At 67.6% G+C, this 22,800-nt stretch carries 22 protein-coding genes and 2 tRNA genes; 16 read left to right on the forward strand and 8 right to left on the reverse strand.

The window, feature by feature from the left end:
* Nucleotides 1-13: 13 nt before the first annotated feature.
* The 3 genes from U5775_RS02655 to U5775_RS02665 form a co-directional block, all read right to left on the reverse strand.
* On the reverse strand, nt 14-427 hold the full coding sequence (locus U5775_RS02655) for a Rieske (2Fe-2S) protein (RefSeq protein ID WP_322056577.1): 414 nt from the start codon (nt 425-427) through the stop codon (nt 14-16).
* Nucleotides 424-1,083, reverse strand: coding sequence for an HAD-IIIA family hydrolase (locus U5775_RS02660; protein WP_322056578.1), 660 nt, complete (start codon nt 1,081-1,083; stop codon nt 424-426). Before U5775_RS02660 ends, U5775_RS02655 begins: the two co-directional genes overlap by 4 nt.
* A gap of 150 nt (nt 1,084-1,233) precedes the next feature.
* A complete protein-coding gene (locus tag U5775_RS02665) occupies nt 1,234-2,271 on the reverse strand; it encodes an RluA family pseudouridine synthase (protein ID WP_322056579.1) in 1,038 nt (345 codons plus the stop codon).
* 928 nt (nt 2,272-3,199) lie between these two features.
* Between U5775_RS02665 and U5775_RS02670 the strand changes: the two genes are divergently transcribed.
* The 6 genes from U5775_RS02670 (at nt 3,200) to U5775_RS02695 (ending at nt 10,835) form a co-directional block, all read left to right on the forward strand.
* Complete coding sequence (locus tag U5775_RS02670) at nt 3,200-6,496, forward strand: Rne/Rng family ribonuclease (protein ID WP_322056580.1); 3,297 nt, start codon at nt 3,200-3,202, stop codon at nt 6,494-6,496.
* 190 nt (nt 6,497-6,686) lie between these two features.
* A complete protein-coding gene (moaA, locus tag U5775_RS02675; protein WP_322056581.1) occupies nt 6,687-7,799 on the forward strand; it encodes a GTP 3',8-cyclase MoaA in 1,113 nt (370 codons plus the stop codon).
* 36 nt (nt 7,800-7,835) lie between these two features.
* Complete coding sequence (gene mobA / locus U5775_RS02680; RefSeq protein ID WP_322056582.1) at nt 7,836-8,480, forward strand: molybdenum cofactor guanylyltransferase MobA; 645 nt, start codon at nt 7,836-7,838, stop codon at nt 8,478-8,480.
* A gap of 102 nt (nt 8,481-8,582) precedes the next feature.
* The gene (glp, locus tag U5775_RS02685) at nt 8,583-9,971 is read left to right on the forward strand and encodes a gephyrin-like molybdotransferase Glp (protein WP_322056583.1); all 1,389 of its coding nucleotides are present in this window, start codon (nt 8,583-8,585) and stop codon (nt 9,969-9,971) included.
* 91 nt (nt 9,972-10,062) lie between these two features.
* A complete protein-coding gene (locus U5775_RS02690; RefSeq protein WP_035522630.1) occupies nt 10,063-10,338 on the forward strand; it encodes a hypothetical protein in 276 nt (91 codons plus the stop codon).
* Nucleotides 10,338-10,835: a GNAT family N-acetyltransferase gene (locus tag U5775_RS02695; protein WP_322056584.1), complete on the forward strand. Its 498-nt coding sequence runs from the start codon at nt 10,338-10,340 to the stop codon at nt 10,833-10,835. Before U5775_RS02690 ends, U5775_RS02695 begins: the two co-directional genes overlap by 1 nt.
* Nucleotides 10,836-10,938: 103 nt before the next feature.
* Here the strand turns inward: U5775_RS02695 and U5775_RS02700 are convergent, their stop codons facing one another.
* The 5 genes from U5775_RS02700 to pncB form a co-directional block, all read right to left on the reverse strand.
* Nucleotides 10,939-12,453, reverse strand: a complete 1,515-nt coding sequence (locus U5775_RS02700) for a DNA recombination protein RmuC (RefSeq protein WP_322056585.1) — start codon at nt 12,451-12,453, stop codon at nt 10,939-10,941.
* On the reverse strand, nt 12,450-13,439 hold the full coding sequence (locus U5775_RS02705) for a D-glycerate dehydrogenase (protein WP_322056586.1): 990 nt from the start codon (nt 13,437-13,439) through the stop codon (nt 12,450-12,452). The genes U5775_RS02700 and U5775_RS02705 overlap by 4 nt, the downstream gene beginning before the upstream one ends.
* 203 nt (nt 13,440-13,642) lie before the next feature.
* Complete coding sequence (locus U5775_RS02710; protein ID WP_322056587.1) at nt 13,643-15,184, reverse strand: sodium:proton antiporter; 1,542 nt, start codon at nt 15,182-15,184, stop codon at nt 13,643-13,645.
* On the reverse strand, nt 15,181-15,855 hold the full coding sequence (locus U5775_RS02715; protein ID WP_322056588.1) for a lactate utilization protein C: 675 nt from the start codon (nt 15,853-15,855) through the stop codon (nt 15,181-15,183). Before U5775_RS02715 ends, U5775_RS02710 begins: the two co-directional genes overlap by 4 nt.
* A gap of 114 nt (nt 15,856-15,969) precedes the next feature.
* Nucleotides 15,970-17,172 (reverse strand): nicotinate phosphoribosyltransferase, encoded by a 1,203-nt coding sequence (gene pncB, locus U5775_RS02720; protein WP_322056589.1) that lies wholly within the window; start codon nt 17,170-17,172, stop codon nt 15,970-15,972.
* Nucleotides 17,173-17,466: 294 nt separating this feature from the next.
* Between pncB and fdxA the strand changes: the two genes are divergently transcribed.
* The 10 genes from fdxA (at nt 17,467) to U5775_RS02770 (ending at nt 22,786) form a co-directional block, all read left to right on the forward strand.
* A complete protein-coding gene (gene fdxA, locus U5775_RS02725) occupies nt 17,467-17,790 on the forward strand; it encodes a ferredoxin FdxA (protein ID WP_035522616.1) in 324 nt (107 codons plus the stop codon).
* A 151-nt stretch (nt 17,791-17,941) separates the two neighbouring features.
* Nucleotides 17,942-18,017: transfer RNA gene (locus tag U5775_RS02730), tRNA-Asn, on the forward strand.
* Between the two features lie 81 nt (nt 18,018-18,098).
* A tRNA-Asn gene (locus U5775_RS02735) sits at nt 18,099-18,174 on the forward strand.
* Nucleotides 18,175-18,313: 139 nt separating this feature from the next.
* Nucleotides 18,314-18,616, forward strand: coding sequence for a type II toxin-antitoxin system ParD family antitoxin (locus U5775_RS02740; protein WP_322056590.1), 303 nt, complete (start codon nt 18,314-18,316; stop codon nt 18,614-18,616).
* Complete coding sequence (locus U5775_RS02745; RefSeq protein ID WP_322056873.1) at nt 18,616-19,005, forward strand: type II toxin-antitoxin system RelE/ParE family toxin; 390 nt, start codon at nt 18,616-18,618, stop codon at nt 19,003-19,005. Before U5775_RS02740 ends, U5775_RS02745 begins: the two co-directional genes overlap by 1 nt.
* A gap of 28 nt (nt 19,006-19,033) precedes the next feature.
* The gene (locus tag U5775_RS02750; RefSeq protein WP_322056591.1) at nt 19,034-19,525 is read left to right on the forward strand and encodes a CreA family protein; all 492 of its coding nucleotides are present in this window, start codon (nt 19,034-19,036) and stop codon (nt 19,523-19,525) included.
* A 28-nt stretch (nt 19,526-19,553) separates the two neighbouring features.
* Nucleotides 19,554-20,423 carry an AraC family transcriptional regulator gene (locus U5775_RS02755; RefSeq protein ID WP_322056592.1) on the forward strand — a complete coding sequence of 290 codons (870 nt, stop codon included), beginning with the start codon at nt 19,554-19,556 and terminating at the stop codon, nt 20,421-20,423.
* 270 nt (nt 20,424-20,693) lie between these two features.
* On the forward strand, nt 20,694-21,500 hold the full coding sequence (locus U5775_RS02760) for an AzlC family ABC transporter permease (RefSeq protein ID WP_322056874.1): 807 nt from the start codon (nt 20,694-20,696) through the stop codon (nt 21,498-21,500).
* Nucleotides 21,497-21,820 carry an AzlD domain-containing protein gene (locus U5775_RS02765; protein ID WP_322056593.1) on the forward strand — a complete coding sequence of 108 codons (324 nt, stop codon included), beginning with the start codon at nt 21,497-21,499 and terminating at the stop codon, nt 21,818-21,820. Before U5775_RS02760 ends, U5775_RS02765 begins: the two co-directional genes overlap by 4 nt.
* Nucleotides 21,821-22,033: 213 nt before the next feature.
* Complete coding sequence (locus U5775_RS02770) at nt 22,034-22,786, forward strand: DUF4088 family protein (protein ID WP_322056594.1); 753 nt, start codon at nt 22,034-22,036, stop codon at nt 22,784-22,786.
* Nucleotides 22,787-22,800: the final 14 nt, after the last annotated feature.

Below are 22,800 nucleotides of genomic sequence, written 5' to 3' on the forward strand. Positions count from 1 at the left end.
GTAGGCAATGAAATCAGGATGGGGTCGGACTCAAATCGTCATCTGGCAGCCAGAATACCGCACGGCCCTCCGGCGTGTCGCGTTCCTCGACGCGCACCGCGCGCAGCCGGGCGCCGCGACACGGGCCGCCCACACATTTGCCCGTCTCGGGCTGGTAGATCGCGCCGTGCGTCGCGCACATGATATAGAGCCCCGACGACTCGAAGAACTGCCCTTCGACCCAATCGAGCTCCATCGGCACATGCGCGCAGCGGTTCAGGTAGCCGTACACCTCGCCGCCGTAGCGCACGAAGAACACCACGGCGTCGCCGCCCGCATAGGTCGCGTTCATGCGCTGGCCCGCGCCGCCTTCGACGAGTTCCTCGGCTGCGCACACACGCACCGGGGCGTGGCGCGCGGTCTCGCTCGCCTGCGCGTTCGCGCTCATGCGTGCTCCCGCAGCCAGGTGGCCAGCGCGGTCACGTCCGGCGCGATGTATTGTGGCGCGAGCACCGCCAGCGCGCCCGACGAATGCGCGCCGTAGGCCACGCCCACGCCCGCTGCGCCGGCGTTCGCGGCCATCTGCAGATCGTGCGTCGTGTCGCCGATCATCACCGTGCGGCCAAGATCCTGCCCCAATTCACGCGTGAGCTCCTGCAGCATGGCCGGATGCGGCTTCGAGAAGGTCTCGTCGGCGCAGCGCGTGCCGTCGAAAAGGCTCGTGAGATTGGCCTCGGCGAGCGCGCGGTTCAGTCCGACCCGGCTCTTGCCCGTCGCCACCGCCAGCAGATACCCGGTGTCGCGCAGCTCGGCGAGCATCTCGCGCACGCCCGAGAACAGCTCGGTCTGCTGGTCCTTCAGCAGGTAGTGGACGCGGTAGCGCTCCACGAGCCGCGGATAGTCGGCGGGATCGAGCGTGGGCGCGGCAATCTGCAGCGCCTCGCGCAAGCCAAGGCCGATCACGTAGCTCGCGGCCTCGTCGCCGGGCACGGGCAGCCCCAGGTCGCGACAGGCGGCCTGGATGCTGCGCGTGATGTGGGCGGTCGAGTCCATCAGCGTGCCGTCCCAGTCGAACACAATCAGGTCAAATTGCTCTCGGGCCATGCGGTCCTTCTCCAAATCCAAACACTGTTGTTCTTGAGTCCGGCTTGCTCCCCGGTTCATTGCGGCGTCGATTCCGGCAGCCGTGGCCGCATCCAGCGCGATGGCGCTCGCCGCTTCGATCACCACTGCTGCCCCCGCCTTGCCGCGCCCTCATTCGGGTTGCGCGGCGGCGTGGCTCCCGCCTTCGCCCGCCGCTTCGCGCTGCGCGCGCAGCTCGCCGACGAAGCTGCGCAGCTCGGGCGGCAGCGGCGCCTCGAATTGCAGCGTTTCGCCCGTGATCGGGTGCGTGAGCTTCAGCCGGTGCGCATGCAGGAACATGCGCTTGACGCCGGGCTTCGCGCCGTTGCGCGCCAGCGCCTTGTTGAGCGCGAAGTCGCCGTACTTGGCGTCGCCGACGATCGGCAGGCCGAGGTGCGCCAGGTGCACGCGAATCTGGTGCGTGCGTCCGGTCTTGAGCTCGGCCTCGACGAGCGCGTAGCCGGGCCAGCGCTCGACAAGATTGAACACCGTATGCGACGGCATGCCGTCGGGCTGCACGCGCACGCGGCGCTCGCCTTCCGGGGTCAGATACTTATGCAGCGGTTCCTTCACGGCGCGCCGGCGCCCCCAGTCGCTCGCCCATTCCCCGTGGACGCACGCGTAATAGCGCTTGTCCGTCTTGTTCTCGCGCATCTGCTCGTGCAGGCCGACCAGCGCCGCGCGCTTCTTCGCGAGCATCAGCACGCCAGAGGTCTCGCGGTCGAGCCGGTGCACGAGTTCGAGGAACTTGCCGTGCGGCCGCGCCTCGCGCAATTGCTCGATGACGCCGAAGGCCACGCCGCTGCCGCCATGCACGGCCACGCCGGCGGGCTTGTCGATGACGAGCAGCGCATCGTCCTCGTAGAGCACGCTGAAGTGCGCCGCGGGAACCGGGGCCGCGGCCGCGCTCTCGCTCGGCTGCGCGACGCGGATGGGCGGCACGCGCACGAGATCGCCGAGTTCGAGCCGGTATTGCGCGTCGATACGCCCCTTATTCACGCGCACTTCCCCGCTGCGCAGGATGCGGTAAATATGGCTCTTCGGCACGCCTTTGCAGACGCGCAGCAGGAAATTGTCGATCCGCTGACCGGCAGCGTCTTCGTCGATCTCGACGAACGAAACCTGGTCGCTCGCGACCTGATTCTGGGATATTTTGCCTAACCCTTTCATTCTGAATATAATTTGCCCAGCGCTAACGCGACGGCTGGCCAAACGGCCAAAAAGTTCCTGATCCGCTCCGTGGTTGTCTCGCTGTTCTCTGCGGGATATCCAAGGGCGTTTCTTCGGGGGCTTGAGCCGCGCAGGGTGCGCAGGCGGCAAGCGATAAACCGATATTTTACTTGCGCCCGGGGCTGGTTGCTCACCCCGTCTGAAGAGATGCAACGAGTTGCACGCACGGAAATCCGCGCGGCAGGGACGGCGCCCACAGGCACGTTCGGTCGAAGCGGGCTCCGACGGTAACGGAAGGTTGGTATAAAGAATTCATCCGGCGCGTCATGCCGCGCGGTCGTTGCGTTTTCGAGCGACTGCAGCCAGACGTGCCGGTGGCGAAAATACGGCGAGCGCCCGAAGCGTCCCGGCAAGGTGCGGGACATGGCGACGTCAAAAGTGGCGAGACACCCCGAGGGGGAAGACGGGCGTTCCTGAAAGCTTCCCGTGCGCGGCCCTTGCTCGATACTTGTTCGATGCTCGAAGCCGCAAAGCAGATCCAGCCAGCAGCGCGCGCAGTTCGCGGCTGCGGCTCATGTCCCGTCGTGGCCGTGCGTGGCGCAGTTTGCCGCCAACGCACGAACAGCCGGCAAAACCGGCAGAGAGCGGCGACGGGCGGATCGGAAGCGCAGGAAACCCGTGCCTCCGCAGCATGTCTGGCCGCTTTTTGAAGACGTATTTCGTATGTGCCCACGCGGCCCGTCCCTGGCAACGCAACGCCGGACCGGCCGCCCCAAAGGCAATTCTCCCCGCCATCTTTCCTGCTCCAGCGTGCTTGTGAAAACACAATAAGGCGCGGCTTGCCGCTGCCCGTCCTTGTGCCGCCCGGCGAAGCGCCGGGCGCCCTGAAGGACCCGGGCCGCACGCGAAGCCGCACTGGAGCCGTTCAATGAAACGAATGCTGTTTAACGCGACGCAGCAGGAAGAGCTGCGCGTCGCCATTGTCGATGGACAGAAGCTGATCGACATCGACATCGAAACCGCCGGGCGCGAGCAGCGCAAAGGCAATATCTACAAGGGCGTCATTACCCGCATCGAGCCGTCGCTCGAAGCGTGTTTCGTCAACTACGGCGAAGACCGCCACGGCTTCCTGCCGTTCAAGGAAGTCGCCCGCCAGTATTTCCGCGAAGGCATCGACATGCGCGGCGCGCGCATTCAGGACGCCCTCAAGGAAGGCCAGGAACTGATCGTCCAGGTCGAGAAGGAAGAGCGCGGCAACAAGGGTGCGGCGCTCACCACCTTCATCTCGCTGGCCGGCCGCTACCTCGTCCTCATGCCGAACAACCCGCGCGGCGGCGGCGTCTCGCGCCGCATCGAGGGCGACGACCGTCAGGAACTGCGCGAAACCATGGCGCAGCTGCAACTGCCGGACGGCATGAGCATCATCGCGCGCACGGCCGGCATCGGCCGTTCGGCCGAAGAGCTCCAGTGGGACCTGAACTACCTGCTGCAACTGTGGCGCGCCATCGAAGCCGCGTCGCAGGCCGGCCAGTCCGGTCAGCCCATGCTGATCTACCTGGAGTCGAGCCTCGTCATTCGCGCGATCCGCGACTACTTCCAGCCCGATATCGGCGAAATCCTCATCGACACCACCGAGATCTATGACCAGGCGCGCGCCTTCATGGATATCGTGATGCCGGACAATGTCAACAAGGTGAAGCGGTATCACGACGACGTGCCGCTGTTCTCGCGCTTCCAGATCGAGCACCAGATCGAGACGGCCTATTCGCGTACCGTCCCGCTGCCCTCGGGCGGCGCGATCGTGATCGACCACACGGAAGCACTGGTCGCCATCGACGTGAACTCGGCGCGCGCGACCAAGGGCGCCGACATCGAGGAAACCGCCGCGCGCACCAACCTCGAAGCCGCCGACGAAGTGGCGCGCCAGTTGCGTCTGCGCGACCTGGGCGGCCTGATCGTGATCGACTTCATCGACATGGAGTCGGCCAAGAGCCAGCGCGAAGTCGAGCAGCGCCTGAAGGACGCACTGCGCCACGACCGCGCGCGCGTGCAGATGGGCAAGATCTCGCGCTTCGGCCTCATGGAGCTCTCGCGCCAGCGTCTGCGCCCGGCCCTCTCGGAAGGCAGCCACGTCACCTGCCCGCGCTGTAACGGCACGGGCCATATCCGCGATACGGAATCGTCGGCGCTTCAGGTCCTGCGCATCATCCAGGAAGAGGCGATGAAGGAAAACACCGCGGCAATCCATTGCCAGGTGCCGGTCGAAGTGACCGCCTTCCTGCTCAACGAAAAGCGCTCGGAGATCAACAAGATCGAGTCGCGCTTCAAGGTGGGCGTCGTCCTGATCCCGAACAAGCACCTCGAAACGCCGCACTACAAGCTCGAGCGCCTGCGTCACGACGATGCGCGCCTCGACGACCCGCGCGCCTCGTGGAAGATGGCCGAGGAGGCCGCGCGCGAGCTGGAGTCGGAGACCGGCTACAGCAAGCGCACCGCCGAAGCCAAGCCGAAGCAGGAAGCCGCGGTCAAGGGCATCACGCCCGAGCGTCCGGCCCCGTCCGCAGCGGTCAAGCCGGTTGAGCCCGTCGCCGTGGGCGCGCCGGTTGCCGCCGCGCCCGCAAGCGGCGGCGGTTTCTTCGCCTTCATCAAGCGCCTCTTTGGCGGCGCGCCGGCAGCGGCGCCCGCGCCGGCGCCGGTCGAGCAACAGGAAAAGGCCGCCCGTCCGGCACGCGAGGCTCGCACCGAGCGCGGCGACAAGGCTGGCGCAGGTTCCGCCGATCGCAATCGCAACCGCCGCAGCGGCGGCCGCGACGCGGCCGGCCGTGGCGAAACCGCAGGCGGCGCGCGCACCGGCCAGCCCTCGGGACGCCGCGAAGAGCGTGAACCGCGCGAAGGACGCGAGGGACGTGAAAGCCGCGAGGGTCGCGATAGCCGTGAAGGCCGCGCATCCCGTGAACCGCGTGAACCGCGCGAGCAACGCGAACCGCGTGAGGCACGCGAAAGCCGCGAAGTCCGCGCCGAACGCGAGCAGCGCATCGAGCGCGTCGAGCGTGGTCAGGACCGCAGCGAGGCAGCGGAAGCCGCTCCGCGCGGCGAGCGCCAGGAACGTGGCGAGCGCCGTGAGCGTGGTGAACGCGCTGAACGTGGCGAGCGTGGCGAACGCCGCCGTCAGCAGCCATCCGAAGCCGCCGAGGCCCAGGAAGCCCGCCTCGACGCCGCCAGCACTGAAGTCGAGACCGCCGAAGCCGCCCAGGCCGCCCTCACCGACGGCGTGACCCACGCCGGTGCCGAGGATGACGGCGCAACGCAACAAGGCGAAGAGCGCCGCCGCCGCCGCCGCGGCCGCCGTGGCGGTCGTCGCGAGCGCGATGCGGAAGGCACGCAAGGCCTCGAAGGCGCTGCCGGCGCCGACGAAGGCTCCGATGAAACCGACGTTGCGGCGACTGCCGGCGAGCAACCCGCAGTCGAGCACGCTGCGGAGCGCGTCGAAGCTCAAGCCGAAGCGCCTGTGCAGGAAGCCGTCGTTCACGCTTCCGTCGCCGAGGCCGTGGTCGTGACCGCCCTGCCGGTTGCCGCCGCTGCCGAAGCTGCGCAAGCGGAGCAAACCGCGCAGCCCACGCAAGTGGCCGAGGCGCCGGCCGTCGAAACGCCGGCTGCCGTTACGGCCACGCCGGTCGAGACCACGGCTGCTGCCGAGCCCGTTGCGCCTGCTGCCGCGCCTGTCACGCCCGCTGTCGAACCGGTCGCTGCCGCCACGCCGGCCGAAGCCGAACCGGCCCACCCGGCTACGGCACCGGCAGCCGAAGCTGCAGCGCCGGCCGCAGCCGCAGTGGAGCCCGCTGCCGCCGAGACGCCCGTGGTCCGCGAAGACCGCGTCGAAGCACCGCACGTACCGGCTGCAGAGCCGTCCGCCGTTGCTCAACCCGAGCCGGTCGAAACGCGTGCCGAAGCCGTCGTGGCACAAGTCGAAACCGCAGCACCGGTGGCCGAGGCCGCGACCCAGCGTCACACGCAAGCAGGCGTTGCCGCCACGGCGGACACGCTGCGTCCGATGCTGGAATCGGCTGGCCTTGAGTGGGTCAACACCGACGCCGTCAAGCTGCGCGCCGCCCAGGACGCCGCTGCGCAAGTGGTGAAGCCCGCGCGCGTGCCGCGCGAGCGCAAGCCGCTGCCGCCGGCCGACAGCGCGCCGATGCAGCAGGTGGAAACGACCCGCCAGCCCTGACCGCACCGCGGCGCCAGCCGCGCCGGAAGTCGGCTTCCAGAGCGACTTCCGGTAGCGGCGGCAAACGCCGCATCGCAACACGAAGCCCGCCCCTCCCGGCGGGCTTTTTTTTGATATATCAGCGTTCACCCTTGTCGGTGCGCAAGATGAGGTTCGGCTAGAATCGAACTATCGAGAGAACGAAGAAGCCATGTCCCGACGCATCATCCCTGTTGCCGATGCCCGCTCGCTGCCGCCCAGCCCGGTAGCGGAGGCCGTGCGCGCGCCGTCCGGCGAGCTGTTCGACGCGCTCGCGCGGCCGCTGCACGACCTGCGCATCTCGGTCACGGACCGCTGCAACTTCCGCTGCGTCTACTGCATGCCGCGCGCGGTTTTCGACAAGGACTACCCGTTCCTGCCGCATTCCGCGCTGCTTTCGCTCGAAGAAATCGAACGCCTCGCGCGGCTTTTCGTCGCGCACGGCGTCACCAAGATTCGCCTGACCGGCGGTGAGCCGCTGCTGCGCAAGAACATCGAGTTCCTGATCGAGCGTCTTGCGACACTGCGCACGCCCGAAGGCCAGCCGCTCGATCTCACGCTCACGACCAACGGCTCGCTGCTCGCGCGCAAGGCGCGCGCACTGCGCGACGCGGGCCTCACGCGCGTCACGGTGAGCCTCGACGCGCTCGACGACGCCCTCTTTCGCCGCATGAACGACGCCGACTTCGCGGTCGCCGACGTGCTCGACGGCATTGCGGTCGCCCAAGAAGTGGGGCTCACGCCGCTCAAGGTCAACATGGTCGTCAAGCGCGGCACCAACGACGGCGAGATCGTGCCGCTCGCGCGCCACTTCCGCGGCTCGGGCGTGATCCTGCGCTTCATCGAATACATGGACGTGGGCACCTCGAACGGCTGGAACATGGCCGAAGTGCTGCCCTCGGCCGACGTGGTCGCGCGCATCGCCGAGCACTTCCCGCTCGTGCCGCTCGAAGCGCACAGCGCCGCCGAAACGGCGCAACGCTGGGGCTACGCGGACGGCGCCGGCGAAATCGGCGTGATCTCGAGCGTCACGCGCGCGTTCTGCGGCGATTGCACGCGCGCGCGCCTCTCGACCGAAGGCAAGCTGTATCTGTGCCTGTTCGCCTCGATGGGCTACGACCTGCGCGCGATGCTGCGCGGCGAAGCCAGCGACGCGGCCATCTCGGCCGCCATCGCGCAGATCTGGGAACAGCGCGCCGACCGCTATTCGCAATTGCGCGGCAGCGAGGCCGCTCCAGCCGCCGGCGAAGAGCGTCGCATCGAAATGTCCTATATCGGCGGCTGATTGGCGCGATTCGTTCGCAAATATCGCCCGATGCCCATGCCCCCGATCTCGCCTGCCCCTGCCATCCCCGCCATTCCCATCGTCGCACTTACCGGCCTCGTGCTCGCGGGCGGCCGCGGCCAGCGCATGGGCGGCGTCGACAAAGGTCTGCAGCGCCTGCAGGGCAAGCCGCTCGCCGCCCACGTGCTGGCGCGCCTCGCGCCGCAGGTGGGCGCGCTCGCGATCAGCGCGAACCGCAATCGCGAGATCTACGCCGAACTCGGCGCGCCGTGGCAGACCGCCGTGATCGCCGATACGCTGCCCCACTACCCCGGCCCGCTCGCGGGGCTGCTTGCCGGCCTGCGCGCCGCCCGCACCGAATGGCTGCTGAGCGCGCCGTGCGACTCGCCGTGGCTGCCCGCCGACCTCGGCGCGCGGCTGGCCGAAGCGGCGCGCGCGCAAGGCACGCTCGTCGCCACGGCGTCGACGGCGAACGCGGCCGGCGAAGTCAGCCTGCACCCCGTCTTCGCGCTCGTCCACACCTCGCTCGCCGACGATCTCGCCGCATTTCTGGACGCGGGCGAGCGCAAGGTGCGTGCGTGGTACGCGCGCCACACGGCGGCCGAAGTGGCCTTTGCCGACGAGCGTGCGTTTTACAATGTCAATTCCTTACAGGAACTCGCCGACCTCGACCGTGCCTGACGAGCGCGACCGGCCTGACCGCCGCCGCCCGCCACCGGCCTGGTGCACGTCCCCCTGGACGATCGACGCACCCATCGTGCGGATGCGACGCTTCTCCACTCCATGACCACGCTTAACAGTATTTCCGGTAGCGCAGGAAGCCTCAGCCAGTTCGATCCTCAAGCCTTGCCCGTCAATGCCGCCCAGGCCATCGTGCTCCAGTGGGTGACGCCGCTCGCGCAGAGCGAGCGCGTGCCGTTGCGCGAGGCGCTTGCGCGCGTGCTCGCGGCAGACGTGATCTCGCCGATCGACGTGCCCGCGCACGACAACTCGGCCATGGACGGCTACGCATTCGACGGCGCGGCGCTGCTGGCCGATGCCACCGACGCCGCCGCCGCCCGCACGCCGGAACGCGCGACGCTCACGCTGAACGTGGCCGGCAAGGCGTTCGCCGGCCATCCGTACACGGGCGCCATCGCACCGGGCGCCTGCGTGCGCATCATGACAGGCGCGCCGATGCCCGCCGGCTGCGACACCGTCGTGCCGCAGGAGCGCGTGGAGCGCGGCGGGAATGCTGCGGGCGAAGGATCCGCCGCGGAGCCGGTTGGCGAAACGCCCCCCGAATCCATCACCTTCCGCGCCGACGCCGTTACGCCCGGCGCGAACCGCCGCCGCAAGGGCGAAGATCTCGCGCGCGGCAACGCGGCGCTGCGCGCGGGCCGCGTGCTGCGCGCGAGCGACATCGGCTTGATGGCCTCGCTCGGCCTCGTCGACGTGGCGGTGAAGCGGCGCCTGCGCGTGGCGTTCTTCTCGACCGGCGACGAGCTGCGCTCGCCCGGCGAGCCGCTCGACGCCGGCTGCATCTACGACAGCAACCGCTACACGCTCGGCGCGATGCTCCAGCGCCTGAACGTCGAGCCGATCGACCTCGGCGTGGTGCGCGACGACCCCGAGTCGCTCGCGGCCACGCTCAAGTCGGCCGCCGAAAGCGCCGACGTCGTGCTGACCTCTGGCGGCGTCTCAGTCGGCGAAGCCGACTTCACGCGCACCCAGTTGCAGGCGCTCGGCGACGTGTCGTTCTGGGGCCTCGCGATGCGCCCGGGGCGCCCGCTCGCGTTCGGCCGCATCTGGTCGGGCGGCCACCCGGGCGCCGGGCGCGCGGCGCTGCTGTTCGGATTGCCCGGCAATCCCGTCGCCACGATGGTCGCGTTCTACCAGATCGTGCGGCCCGCCCTGATCGCGATGTCGGGCGCGACGCCGCAGCCGGTGCCGCTGATCCCGGCGCGCTGCGACGCGCCGCTCAGGAAGCGTCCGGGCCGCACCGAATTCCAGCGCGGCATTGCCGAACGCGATGCGCAGGGTCAGTGGCACGTCGCGCCCACGGGCTCGCAAAGCTCTGGCGCGCTCAGCACGATGAGCGAGGCAAACTGCTTCATCGTGCTCGCCCACGAGAGCGGCGACCTCGACCCCGGCGACGCCGTCGACATCATGCTCTTCGACGGCCTCGTCTAGCGCGCCGCCCATGACCCACACCCGCCAGCGCATCGTTCAACCCGATTCCACGTCTATTAGCGACGTCCCCTCGACCTACGGACCGACTCACATGAAAAAACAGATCTCGTTCATCGCCGCGGGGCAGACCGCGAAGGCGCTCATCCTCGTGTACCTGACCTTCAGCGTGCCGGTCGTGCTGCTCGTCGCCGTGGTCGCGTTTTTCCGCTACGGCACCTTCGAGCTCGGCACCGTGTTCAGCGCGCTGATCCTCAATGCGATCGTCGGCTTCGTGCTGCTGTGGATCGCCTGCCATCTGTATAACTGGGTCGCGGCGCGCTTCGGCGGCATCGAGATCCATCTCTCCGACGTGCCGGAGGAAGCGTGATGGCCGCCACGATCCGCGCGGCCACGCCCGCCGACGTCGGCGCCATGCACGCGCTGATGTACGAGCTCGCCGAGTTCGAAAAGCTCACGCACCTGTTCACCGGCACGCCCGAAGGACTCGCCGACGCACTCTTCGGCGCGCGCCCGGCAGCCGAAGCGCTCGTGGCCGAGGACGCGGGCCGCATCGTCGGCTACGCGCTGTTCTTCCATAACTACTCGACCTTCCTCGGGCGGCGCGGGCTCTATCTCGAAGACCTCTACGTGCAGCCGTCGCAGCGCGGCACGGGTCTCGGCACGGCGATGCTGCGCACGCTCGCGGCCATCGCCGTCGAACGCCAGTGCGCCCGTTTCGAATGGACCGTGCTCGACTGGAACGAGCCGGCCATCCGCTTCTACGAGAAGATGGGCGCGACCGTGCTGCCCGACTGGCGCGTGGTGCGCGTGACGGGCGATGCGCTCGACCAGCTTGCGGCACCGGCCGAGCCGGTCGCGAGCTAAATCCCCGGCAGCATGACAAACGGGCCGTCCGCAGCGATCCGCGGACGGCCCGTCGTTTTTGTGCGCCCCGATCTCCGGTTCCCTGCGGTACGCGCAAGCCGCGTCACTCGTCGCCGTTCTCTCCATTGCGCAGCACGTCGCCGAGCAGATTCGACGCCGCCTCGCCGGGCAAGGCCTCGACGTCGCGCAGCTTGCGGTTCATCGCGCGCGTGCGCACTTCGGCGGCTTCGATCGAGCGCGTCACCGTTTCCAGTTGCGATTTGGTGCGCGCCAGTACCTCGCCGAACTTGCCGAACTCCGTCTTCACCGCGCCCAGCACCTGCCAGACCTCGCTCGAGCGCTTCTCGATGGCGAGCGTGCGAAAGCCCATCTGCAGACTGTTGAGCAGCGCCGTGAGCGTGGTCGGGCCCGCGACGCTCACGCGGTAATCGCGCTGCAGCACATCGGTGAGGCCGGGCCGGCGCAGGATCTCGGCGTACAGCCCTTCGGTCGGCAGGAACAGCAGCGCGAAGTCGGTCGTATGCGGCGGCGCGACGTATTTTTCGGCGATGGTGCGGGCCTCGGCGCGCACCCGGGCTTCGAGCGCACGCCCGGCTTCCTCGATGCCGGCGGCGTCGGCGCGCTCCTGCGCATCGATGAGCCGCTCATAGTCCTCGCGCGGAAACTTGGCGTCGACGGGCAACCAGACCGGCGCGTTTTCGCCCGCCGCGCTGCCTTGCACGCCGCGCCCCGGCAGCCGGATCGCAAACTCCACGCGCTCGCTGCTGCCCGGCACCGTCGCCACGTTCTTCGCGAACTGGTCAGGCGTGAGCATCTGTTCGAGCAGCGTTTCGAGCTGCACTTCGCCCCACGTGCCGCGCGTCTTCACGTTCGTGAGCACCTTCTTCAGGTCGCCGACGCCGGCTGCGAGCGTCTGCATCTCGCCCAGCCCGCGATGCACCTGCTCGAGCCGGTCCGAGACGAGCTTGAACGATTCGCCCAGACGCTGCTCGAGCGTCGCGTGCAGCTTCTCGTCGACGGTGCGGCGCATTTCTTCGAGCTTCGCCGCGTTGTTCGCTTCGATGTCCTTCAAACGCTGTTCGAGCGTCGCGCGCACTTCGGCGAAGCGGCGGTCGTTCGCCTCGGTCAACTGCGCGAGCTGCTGGACGAGCACGTTGCCGAAGTGGCGCAGCGCCTGGCCTTGTTCGTCGCGTGCCTGTTGCGCCTGCAACTGCTGGCTCTGGCGCACGGCGTCGAGCTGCTGCGCGTTGCTCTCGGTGAGCTTCGCGAGCTGCTGCGCGAAGCTGTCGAGCTGGCCCTTCTGCACGGTCGCGATGCTCGTCAAATGCCCCGCGAGCGCCTGCTGCACCTGCGCGAAGCTGCCGCCGAACTCGCTGCGCGAAGCCTGCGCGGTGCGCGCGATCTCGTTGCGCAGCTCGCGCTCGATGCGCTCGGCCGCGCGCGCCTGGGTGTCCGCCGAGCCCGCGATGCGGTCGCTCAACTGGTCGAGCGCGTCGAGCGTGGCATCGGCGTGCTCGTCGTGCGGGCCGCGGCGCGCGCGCATCAACGCGACGATCGCGCCCAGCAGCGCGAGCGCGAGCACGAGCGTCGCCACCGCCATCAACAGCTGAGCGCTCATGAACGCGCTTTCCCCATCACGGCCGGGTTGATCGGGTTGGGCGGCTGGCCCGCGCGCGGGCCCTCGCCCAGCGCGGCGATCAGGTTGTCGGCGGCGAGATTCGCCATCGCGCGGCGCGTGCCCTCGCTTGCGCTCGCGATGTGCGGTGTGAGCACCACGTTATCCACTTTGAGCAGCGCCGGATGCACGCTCGGTTCACCTTCGAACACGTCGAGGCCCGCTGCCGCGATCTGGCGCGTGCGCAACGCCTCGGCAAGCGCCGCGTCGTCGACGATGCCGCCGCGCGCGATATTCGTGAGCGTGGCCGTGGGCTTCATCAGCGCGAGCTCGGCCGCGCCGATCGTGTGGTGGTTCGCCGGCACGTACGGCAGCACGAGCACGACGTGATCGGCCTCCTTGAGCAGCGCCTCCTTCGAGCGGTATTCGGCGTTCAGCTCGCGCTCGATCTCGGGCGCGACGCGCGAGCGGTTGTGATAGATCACGCGCATATTGAAGCCGCGCGCGCGCCGCGCGAGGGCCTGGCCGATGCGGCCCATGCCGATCACGCCGAGCGTCGCGCCATGAATATCGGCGCCGAGGAACATGTCGAACGACCACTTCTGCCACTTGCCCGCGCGCAGATAGTGCTCCGACTCGGTCACGCGTCGCGCGGCCGCCATCATCAGCGCCCAGCCAAAGTCGGCCGTGGTTTCGTTGAGCACGTCGGGGGTGTTGGTGCCCAGCACGTTCGCCGCGTTGAAGGCCGCCATGTCGAAGTTGTTGTAGCCCACGGCCATGTTCGAGACCACGCGCAGGCGCGGCGCCGCAGCCAGCACCGCCGCGTCGATCGGCTCGCCCATGGTCAGCGCGCCGTCCTTGTCGGCGAGCCGCGCCTTGAGGGCGTCGGCCGATAGCGTCTCGCCGTTGTTCCAGTCGACGTCGAAATACTGCTTGAGACGATCGATCACGTCCGGAAAGATCGGGCGTGCCACGAGAATCTTTTGCATCGTTGCTCTCCACACTTCAGAGGTTGATCCGCTTTCAATGGGTCCGCGGGTTGCGGTTGTGCGCGGTTGTGCGCGGTTGTGCCCAGTTGTCCGCCATTGTCCCGCGCGAAGGGGCGCCAACGGAAGCCTGCCGGATGGCCAAGGTGAATCCGGCCGCGGCTTGAGCCATCAATCGAGCCCACGAAAGGCGGCTAGACGACCCGCTAGATGAAAAAGAGCCAGGTCGCCACCGCGAACACCGGCAGCGGCACCGCGCAGGACCAGCCAAGATAGCCGAAGAAGCCCGGCATGCGCACGCCGCGCTGCTGCGCGATCGCCTTCACCATGAAGTTCGGCGCGTTGCCGATATAGGTCATCGCGCCCATCCAGACGGCGCCGGCCGAGATCGCCGCGAGCGTTCTCGCGCCCCCCGTCATGAGCGATGGCGCGTCGCCGCCCGCGAGATTGAAGAACACGAGGTAGGTGGGCGCGTTGTCGAGGAACGACGAGAGCAGGCCCGTCGCCCAGAAATACAGCACGTCGTTGGGGCGTCCCGGCGCGTCGTTCACGAACTGGATCAGCTGCGCGAACGCGCCCGCCTCGCCCGCGCGCAGCATCGCGATCACGGGCGTGATCGTCACGAAGATGCCCGCGAAAAGCTTGGCCACCTCGGCGATGGGCGCCCAGTCGAAGTCATTGTCGGCACGCGCCTCGCGCGACGCGAAAACGAGCGACACGACGGCCAGTGCGATCAGCCCCACGTCGCGCACGAGGTTCTGCAGCTCGATGCGCGTACCTGGCAACGCGATGCCGATATCGGGCTTCCAGACGCCGCTCATCAGCACGAGCGCGATCGCGAGCGCCAGCAGCACGAAGTTGAACTTGCCGCCGAGATGGAGCCGCGGCGTATCGGGCGTCGGATCGAGAAATGCCGCGCGCGCCTCGCCCGAGCGATGGAAGTACCACGAATCGAGCCCATGGAACGCAGCGAGCAGCACGCCGCAGACGAACAGCATCGGCAGCGCGAGATGCTGTGTAGTCCAGAAGAAACCCACGCCGTTGAGAAAGCCGAGGAAGAGCGGCGGATCGCCGAGCGGCGTGAGCGAGCCGCCCGCGTTGGCGGCGAGAAAGATGAAGAACACCACGACGTGGACGTTGTGGCGCCGGTTGTCGTTGGCGCGCAGGAGCGGGCGGATCAGCAGCATCGCGGCGCCGGTCGTGCCCATCACGCTCGCGAGCACGGTGCCGAGCGCGAGAATCGCCGTATTGGTGCGCGGCGAGCCGCGCAGGTTGCCATAGACGCAGATGCCGCCCGAGATCGTATAGAGCGCGCCGAGCAGGACGATGAACGGCACATACTCGTCGACGAGCGCGTGCAGAAAGAGCGGATACGTGGCCGACCATCCGTGCGTGGCCGCGAACGGCAGCAGGAACGCGAGCGCCCAAGCCGCCGAGATCTTGCCGAAGTGGCGATGCCAGAACGTGGCCGCGAACATCGGGAAGAGCGCGATCGACAGCAGCATGCACGCGAACGGGAGGCCCCATGTGGCCGAGAGCGTCGCGCCGTCCACGCTGGCCGCCTGCGCCGCGGGTGTGGCGAACGCGATGGCCGCGAGGAGTGCGAAGCGCTTGAAGTATCCAGGGCGAGCGGCATGCGCATCGCTCGCGGCGGGGAACGCAAAAAAGCGCGTGAATCGCGCGGCGAGGCCCTTCACGTGCCGCGCGCCATCGGTGCGCACGGCGCGCTCGACTGCGTCAACCCTCATGCGCCTTGCACGACGATGACGTGCACGCGATACGGCCCGTGCGCGCCGAGGATGATGGTCTGTTCGATATCGCCGGTGCGCGACGGCCCCGAAACGAAATTGACCGCACGCGGCAGCTCGCCACGTTCGGCGCGCATGAGCGCGAAGGCGTCCTCGTGGCCGGCCACGATGCGCGACGCCGGCACGACGGCGATGTGCGTCTCGGGCAGCAACGCCCCCGACGCCCACGTCTGCGGACTCGAAAGCAGGACCAGCGTGCCCGTTTCGGCGGTCGCGCAAAAGCATCCGGTGAGGCCGACGAGATCGCGGTCTTCGGGCTTGCGAAACTCGACGCTCAAGCCCGCGCCGGCCCAGTCGAACGATTCGAGCGTTTGCCAGGCCACCGCCTGCGTGAGCAAGCCGAGCGACGCGAGATAGCGCGCGGCGGCGGCGGGCACGTCGGCGAGCTGCGCGACTTCGTCGACGGTGGAGGCCATTTTCTTCGCCTCGGCCACGAAGCGCGCGACGAGATCACCTTCGAGCGGCGGACGCGGCCCTTGTGGATGACGCGCGAGATAGTCGGCGACGGCTTCGCGCTCGTGCGCGGCAGGCGTCGCGTCGCGGCCCTGCGCCGCGCGGATGCGCGCGAGTATGCTGCGGCGGGCGGCCGTGGTGTCGACCTTGGAGTCCATACGCGTCCTCGACAGATGAAGAAAAGCGACGCGCCGATTATACCGGGGCGTCGCTTTTCATTTGGCGCAGCGCGTGGGCGAATGAATGCCCGAGGACCAGTGCTTATTGGCCTGCTACTTGCCCGCGCTCTCTTCTTCCGTGGGCTGCTCGATGCCGAACACCTGACGCAGATAGGCCAGATAAGCCTTGTCGTCGCACATGTTCTTGCCCGGCGAATCGGAGAGCTTGGCGACGGGCTGGCCATTGCAGCGAACCATCTTGATGACGATCTGCAGCGGCTGATAGCCAAGGTCGTTGGTGAGATTGGTGCCCACGCCGAACGCGAGGCGGCAGCGGTCCTTGAAGCGCTCGTACAGCCGCAGCACCTTGGGAATGTCGAGCGCGTCCGAGAAGATCATGGTCTTCGTGCGCGTATCGCAGCGGTTGTCCTCGTAGTGCTTGAGCAGGCGCTCGCCCCACTCGAACGGGTCGCCCGAGTCGTGGCGCGCACCGTCGAAGAGCTTGCAGAAGTACATGTCGAAGTCGCGCAGGAAGGCCTGCATGCCGTAGACATCCGAAAGCGCGATGCCGAGGTCGCCGCGATACTCCTTCGCCCACATCTCGAAGCCGTAGATCTGCGAATCGCGCAGGCGCGGGCCGAGCGCCTGGCACGCCTGCAGATACTCGTGCGCCATGGTGCCGAGCGGCGTGAGGTTGTGCTTCATCGCGTAATAGACGTTGCTCGTGCCCGTGAACTGCTCGCCGAGATCTTCCTTGAGCGTGAGGATCACCTCTTCGTGCCAGCGCTTCGAGAAGCGGCGGCGCGTGCCGTAGTCGGCGATCTTGCAGTCGGCGAATTCGGGCTTCGCGCCGAGCAGCTCGATCTTGTGGCGCAGACGCTCGCGGCCCTCTTCGTACTGCGGATGATGCTGCGTGTTGCGGAAATAGACCTCGTTGACGATCGCGAGCACCGGGATCTCGAAGAGGATCGTATGCAGCCACGGCCCCTTGATCTCGATGTCGATTTCGCCGTTGCCTTTGGGCGAGGGCGTGACCGAAATGTATTTCTCGTTCAGATGGAAGAGCGCGAGGAAATCGATGAAATCGCTCTTGATGAAGCGCATCTTGCGCAGGTAGTCGAGCTCGGTCTCGGCGAAGCGCAGCCTGCATAGCTTCTGGATTTCGCTGCGGATTTCGTCGACGTAGGGGACGAGATCGATATCGGGCGTGCGGCAGCGGAAACGATATTCCACATGGGCCGCGGGGAAATGATGCAGCACCACCTGCATCATTGTGAATTTGTACAGATCGGTATCGAGCAGCGAAGTAATGATCATGATGGGCCAGCGCCAGTGATGCGAGCATGTTACCCGAATGCGTCCGCGCGAAGCCGCCAGCGCCGCACCGCCATGCGCGCGCAAGGGGGAAACGCGGGCAAGGCGCAAAACCTCGCGCGAAGCGCGGACATTGATCGTGCGAAGCCGGCGTGGCGCATAAACTAATCACGAAACGATCTAAGAACCGCTGCGGACGTCTGGCTGCGGAAAATCGGCATCAGTTACAATATTGGTTTCTGGCGAACGGCCAAGCCGCGCCCACCCCCGATACAAAAGCATGCAGGAGCTGCCTGAATGACCCACGTTGTGACCGAAAGCTGCATCAAGTGCCGCTATACCGATTGCGTCGATGTGTGCCCGGTGGACTGCTTTCGCGAAGGTCCCAACTTCCTCGCGATCGACCCGGATGAGTGCATCGACTGCGCCGTGTGCGTTGCAGAATGCCCGGTGAACGCCATTTACGCTGAAGAAGACGTGCCTGGCGACCAGCAGCATTTCACCGAACTCAATGCCGAGCTGGCCAAGGGCTGGCCGAGCATCACCAAGACCAAGGCGCCGCTGCCGGAAGCCGACGAGTTCAAGGACGTGAAGGACAAGCTCGCGCTGCTCGCGCGCTAAGCGTAAGCGGACGTTCCGGGGGGCCATCGTCATCGCGAATGACGCTCTGCCCGCTTTCGGCAGGGACGGGCAAAGTCGACCAAGAAGATGGCGACAGGGTGTTGACAGACTGCGCCAGACCCCATAGAATCTCGTTCTCTGCTTTTGTTGATCCCCGATAGCTCAGTCGGTAGAGCGCCGGACTGTTAATCCGTAGGTCCCTGGTTCGAGCCCAGGTCGGGGAGCCAAGATTCGCAAAAGCCCGTTGGTGCTAATCACAGCGCAAAACGGGCTTTTTCATGAAGTTAAAGTTGTAGCTGTACTGCTGTTCCCCGATAGCTCAGTCGGTAGAGCGCCGGACTGTTAATCCGTAGGTCCCTGGTTCGAGCCCAGGTCGGGGAGCCAAAATATCGAAGCCGTTGCGTATCTCGCGCAACGGCTTTTTTCTTTGGTGCTTTGCGCGGGCGCAGCCCTCTTTTCCATCAATGCCCTCGATGACATGGCATAATCTGCCAATCTAGGGATCTTTGATGGAGTTTGCGCCATGCCTACTCGTAACGTCGTCCTCACGGACCATCAGGCTCATCTGATCGACTCGCTCGTCAGTTCGGGCCGTTTCCAGAATGCGAGCGAAGTCCTGCGCGCCGGACTACGTCTCGTCGAACGCGAAGAAACCGAAACCCAGGTGAGACTCGAAGCGCTGCGCGATGCCGCGCGCGCCGGCATTTCCGATGCAGATGCGGGACGCCTGTACAGTTTCACTTCTGCACAAGCGCTGGGTGACTATCTCGACAGCCTCACCGAGAATACCCTCACGGCAGCGGGTACAACGAAGCGCACGCGGTGATGCAGCATGAGACGGCCTGGACCGTCCGCCTCACCGAACTGGCCAGGGACGACTTCAGCAATATCGTGAGCTGGACCATTGAGCAATTCGGTCCCGCGCAGGGGCGCGCATATGCAACCACGCTTTCGCTTGCGCTACAGGATCTGACAAACGGTCCTGCGTTGCCGGGCGTGCGCACACGCGACGAGATCGTCGCCGGCATCATGACGCTCCACGTCGCGCGCAATCGCCGCAAAGGTCGCCACTTCATTATGTTTCGCGTCGGCACAGAGGATGCGCGAACCATCGACGTCCTGCGCATTCTTCACGATGCAATGGACTTACCCAACATCTATAGCGGCTGTTTCCGGGCGCTGCCGGCGATCGCCTCCCCCCGCCCTGCCCGATAATGTCGCTTCGCCATATCCGGGAATCCGCATGAAATCGACTCGCTTCGCCGCCCGACTGCGTCCGGCGCTCGCCTTCTGCGCCGGCGCGCTCGCGCTGGGCGCCGCCCATGCTGAGCAGATCGGCAGCGTGAACACCAACTTCCGCGTGACCGGCTCCGACAAGGTCGTCGTCGAGGCCTATGACGATCCCGCCGTCCAGGGCGTCACGTGCTACGTTTCCCGAGCACGCACCGGCGGCGTTAAAGGCACGCTCGGCATCGCCGAAGATCCCTCCGAAGCGTCGATCGCTTGCCGCCAGGTCGGCCCGATCAGCTTCGCCGCCCCGCTCAAGCAGCAGGCCGACGTCTTCAACGAGCGCATGTCGTTTCTCTTCAAGACGCTGCACGTGGTGCGCCTCGTCGACACGAAACGCAACGCGCTCGTCTACCTCACGTACAGCGACCGCGTGGTGAGCGGCAGCGCGAAGAACAGCGTCACCGCCGTGCCGATGCCCGCAGGCACCACGATTCCCGTGCGCTAAACTTAAGGGTCCAGGCCGGACCCTTGCCATGACCCTCTCCCGTTTTCGCGATTTCGCCCGCTACTGGCGCACGCCGCTTTTGCCCGGCGCGGATCTGCTCACGGCCGAATATCACGATCACGAATTCACACCGCACTGGCACGACGCCTACACGATCCCCGTGATCGAGGACGGCGCGGAGTGCTACCGCTATCGCGGCGCGCGGCATGTCGCCGAGGCGGGCAGCGTGCCCGTCATCAATCCCGGCGAGGTCCATACGGGTTCGCGCGCCGTGGACGAAGGCTGGCGCTATCGGGTCATGTACGTGCCGGTCGGTTATCTGCACACGCTCGCGGGCGAAATCGCGGGCCGCGCGCAGCCGCTGCCGTGGTTCGACACCGAGGTGATCCGCGACCGCGATCTCGCGTGCCGTATCTCGCGCGCGCACCGGCTGCTTGAGGCCGATGCCGAGCGCCGGCGCGAGACCGACGCGCCAGGCGCGCCGCAGCCCGATCTCCTTGCCGTGGAAGGCGCGCTGCTCGACGCGCTCTCGACGCTCCTGACCCGCCACGCGCGCACCCGCGAGGCGCCGCGCGGCTCGGTGGCGCACGAGCCGCGCGTCGAAATCATGAAGGCGCTGCTGGCCGCCGATCTCACCGCGCCCTTACGCGTGGCCGATCTCGCGCAAGCGGTCGGCCTCTCGCCGTTTCACGCGACGCGCCTGTTCACCCAAGCCACCGGGCTGCCGCCGCACGCGTGGCGCACCCAGTTGCGGCTGCAACGCGCGCTCGGACCGCTGCGCGCGGGCGCCTCGGTCGCCGAGGTCGCCGCCGCGAGCGGCTTCACCGATCAGAGCCACTTCACGCGGCACTTTCGCCGCATGTTCGGCGTGCCGCCGGGCCGCTGGCAGGCGAACTAGCCGCGCGGCTGAAGCGCCACGGCCGCCGCACGCCTTCCTCTAGTTCAAGCACGCGTCAATGCACTTGTATGCGCTAGCGCCCAATTGCCGTTGGTAGTCGATCCGCGGCGCCCCGCGCCACGCACGACGCCCAAGCCCATGCCGCCGCAAGAACGTACAAGCCACCCCAGCCGCGCCCCGCTATGCTGGCCTCCGTAAAAGGAGACTCGATTGACCCGCCATCCCCACCGCTTCAAGGAATTCGTCGCCGGCGCGCGCGATACGATCCCCATGATGATCGGCGCCGCGCCCTTCGGCGTCATTTTCGGCACGCTCGTGACCTCGGGCCCGCTCTCGCTCTGGCATGGCCAGTTGATGTCGCTCGCCGTGTTCGCGGGCTCGGCGCAATTCATCGCACTCGGGCTGATTGCCGCGCACGCGAGTTTCGCCGTGATCTGGGCCACCACGCTCATCGTGAACCTGCGCCACGTGCTCTATAGCGCGACGCTCGCGCCCTACGTCTCGCATCTGCCGATGCGCTGGCGCCTCGTGCTCGGCGGCCTGCTCACCGACGAGGTGTTCGCCGTCGCCTGGGCGTATTTCCGCCGCCATCCGCCCCGTGGCCCCGACAATCCCGACGATATTTCGCCTTGGCATTTCCTCGGCTCCGGCGTCTCGATGTACGTGAACTGGCAGATCTGGACCGCCGCGGGTCTGCTGTTCGGCGCGGCCTTCCCGGGCCTGCAGTCGCTCGGGCTCGACTTCGCGATGGTGGCCACGTTCATCGCCATCGTCGTGCCGCAGCTCGTCGCGCTGCGCTACCTGGCCGCCGCCGCCACGGCGGGCGCGCTCGCGTTCTTCTGGCAGGCCTGGCCATACAAGCTCGGGCTGCTCGGCGCCGTGCTCGCGGGCGTGGCCGTCGGTATCGCGCTCTCGCTGCCGCGCAAGCCGCGCGCGAGCGCCGCAACGGCCGACGATCTCGGCATCGAGACCGCCCGCGCCGCCCAAGGCGCCGGCCCGGCCCGCAAGAACACGAGCGAAGCGAGCACCGCGTGCCTCGCCGGCCATGACGCGCACGCCGCAGGAGGCCGTCCATGAACTACGTGGTCCTGATCCTCGGCATGGCCTTCATCACGATAGCGGTGCGCACGGCCGTCTTCGTGCTGGGCGAGCGGCTCGTGTTCCCGCCGATCGTGCGCACCGCGCTCGGCTTCGTGCCCGTCACGGTGCTCACCGCGATCATCGTGCCGATGGCCGTCTCGCCGCACGGCCAGCACGCCGAGCTCACGTGGCGCAACCCGCAGCTCGTCGGCGCGATCGCGGCCATCGCCGTGAGCGCCGTCACGAAGCGGCCGCTCCTCACCATCGCCGTGGGGCTTGCCGTGTTCTTCCTCTGGCAGGGCGTGGTGCTGCGCTGAGACTTCCTGAGGTCACGCGCGGACTGCCCGTGCTCGCCCGCGCCCCGGCCATCCGCGGCCACATCCCCGACTGCCGCCAGGCCCCGCGCTCGCGGCGAGCCTGGCGCGCCTGCGCGTCCCGGCTCAAGTTTCGCCCCCATGCGCCGATAAACCGTCGAGGCCTGCATTGGCGCGGCAGACAGGCACCGCCAGGAATACACCGGGGCAACCACAATGGGGCACATCACCCTCAATCTCAAGGATGAAACGCTTGCGTCGCTGCGCAAGGATTTCGACGCGTTCCTGCGCGTCTCGCTGAAGCTCGACCCGCAGTTCCTCACGCCATCGTTCGAGGACTTCCTGCGCGCGAAGCTGCTCGACAACATGACGCCGCTCACCGAGCAGGCCGTGCAGCGGCTGTTGCAGGGCGGGCAGTACGCATGGGCCAAACGCACGCTCGACAAGGAGTTTCCCGAGGTCGTGTCGATCCTGCTGCACCAGGCGGGCGAATTCGGCTTTGGCTTTGCGTCGAGGCCCGAGTGGACGCCCGACGAGCTCGCGAAGCAGTGCCGCGAGTGGGCCGCCGCGATCGTGCGCGAGGCGCGCGCCGACGAGGCGCTGATCGACCCGCTCGCCGCGCAGATCAAGTCGGGCGTGCAGGACATCCAGACGCTCGAGGAGACCATGCAGACGCCGGCGTGGCGGCTCGCCGAGTCGGTGCGACAGCGCGTCTACGAAGCGAAGATCGGCTGCGAACAGGCGAGCGGCAGCCTCGCGCGCGAGCGTCTGGGCGAGTTGCGTGGCCTGTTGCGCCTCGCCATCTCGCACGGCACGTTCCAGAAGCAGGAAGCGCAGCAGATCATGGAGTATCTGCGTCTGTTGAAGCCGGAAATTTTCGTCGAGGAACCCGACGACGTGTTCACGCGGCTCGCCGCGTGGTTACGCAACTTCTTCGTGCCGCCGCCGAAGAACCAGGTGCGCGGCTGAACGCAGCGCAGCCC

Origin of the sequence: Paraburkholderia sp. J63 (assembly GCF_905220245.1) — a bacterium.
Taxonomy (GTDB): Bacteria; Pseudomonadota; Gammaproteobacteria; order Burkholderiales; family Burkholderiaceae; genus Paraburkholderia.

What these genes read in the sequence shown, in the direction of transcription:
- U5775_RS02655 (WP_322056577.1), bottom strand. Translation starts at nt 427, where the DNA reads ATGAGCGCGAACGCGCAGGCGAGCGAGACCGCGCGCCACGCCCCGGTG.
- U5775_RS02660 (WP_322056578.1), bottom strand. Translation starts at nt 1,083, where the DNA reads ATGGCCCGAGAGCAATTTGACCTGATTGTGTTCGACTGGGACGGCACG.
- U5775_RS02665 (WP_322056579.1), bottom strand. Translation starts at nt 2,271, where the DNA reads ATGAAAGGGTTAGGCAAAATATCCCAGAATCAGGTCGCGAGCGACCAG.
- U5775_RS02670 (WP_322056580.1), top strand. Translation starts at nt 3,200, where the DNA reads ATGAAACGAATGCTGTTTAACGCGACGCAGCAGGAAGAGCTGCGCGTC.
- moaA (WP_322056581.1), top strand. Translation starts at nt 6,687, where the DNA reads ATGTCCCGACGCATCATCCCTGTTGCCGATGCCCGCTCGCTGCCGCCC.
- mobA (WP_322056582.1), top strand. Translation starts at nt 7,836, where the DNA reads ATGCCCCCGATCTCGCCTGCCCCTGCCATCCCCGCCATTCCCATCGTC.
- glp (WP_322056583.1), top strand. Translation starts at nt 8,583, where the DNA reads ATGACCACGCTTAACAGTATTTCCGGTAGCGCAGGAAGCCTCAGCCAG.
- U5775_RS02690 (WP_035522630.1), top strand. Translation starts at nt 10,063, where the DNA reads ATGAAAAAACAGATCTCGTTCATCGCCGCGGGGCAGACCGCGAAGGCG.
- U5775_RS02695 (WP_322056584.1), top strand. Translation starts at nt 10,338, where the DNA reads ATGGCCGCCACGATCCGCGCGGCCACGCCCGCCGACGTCGGCGCCATG.
- U5775_RS02700 (WP_322056585.1), bottom strand. Translation starts at nt 12,453, where the DNA reads ATGAGCGCTCAGCTGTTGATGGCGGTGGCGACGCTCGTGCTCGCGCTC.
- U5775_RS02705 (WP_322056586.1), bottom strand. Translation starts at nt 13,439, where the DNA reads ATGCAAAAGATTCTCGTGGCACGCCCGATCTTTCCGGACGTGATCGAT.
- U5775_RS02710 (WP_322056587.1), bottom strand. Translation starts at nt 15,184, where the DNA reads ATGAGGGTTGACGCAGTCGAGCGCGCCGTGCGCACCGATGGCGCGCGG.
- U5775_RS02715 (WP_322056588.1), bottom strand. Translation starts at nt 15,855, where the DNA reads ATGGACTCCAAGGTCGACACCACGGCCGCCCGCCGCAGCATACTCGCG.
- pncB (WP_322056589.1), bottom strand. Translation starts at nt 17,172, where the DNA reads ATGATCATTACTTCGCTGCTCGATACCGATCTGTACAAATTCACAATG.
- fdxA (WP_035522616.1), top strand. Translation starts at nt 17,467, where the DNA reads ATGACCCACGTTGTGACCGAAAGCTGCATCAAGTGCCGCTATACCGAT.
- U5775_RS02740 (WP_322056590.1), top strand. Translation starts at nt 18,314, where the DNA reads ATGCCTACTCGTAACGTCGTCCTCACGGACCATCAGGCTCATCTGATC.
- U5775_RS02745 (WP_322056873.1), top strand. Translation starts at nt 18,616, where the DNA reads ATGCAGCATGAGACGGCCTGGACCGTCCGCCTCACCGAACTGGCCAGG.
- U5775_RS02750 (WP_322056591.1), top strand. Translation starts at nt 19,034, where the DNA reads ATGAAATCGACTCGCTTCGCCGCCCGACTGCGTCCGGCGCTCGCCTTC.
- U5775_RS02755 (WP_322056592.1), top strand. Translation starts at nt 19,554, where the DNA reads ATGACCCTCTCCCGTTTTCGCGATTTCGCCCGCTACTGGCGCACGCCG.
- U5775_RS02760 (WP_322056874.1), top strand. Translation starts at nt 20,694, where the DNA reads ATGATGATCGGCGCCGCGCCCTTCGGCGTCATTTTCGGCACGCTCGTG.
- U5775_RS02765 (WP_322056593.1), top strand. Translation starts at nt 21,497, where the DNA reads ATGAACTACGTGGTCCTGATCCTCGGCATGGCCTTCATCACGATAGCG.
- U5775_RS02770 (WP_322056594.1), top strand. Translation starts at nt 22,034, where the DNA reads ATGGGGCACATCACCCTCAATCTCAAGGATGAAACGCTTGCGTCGCTG.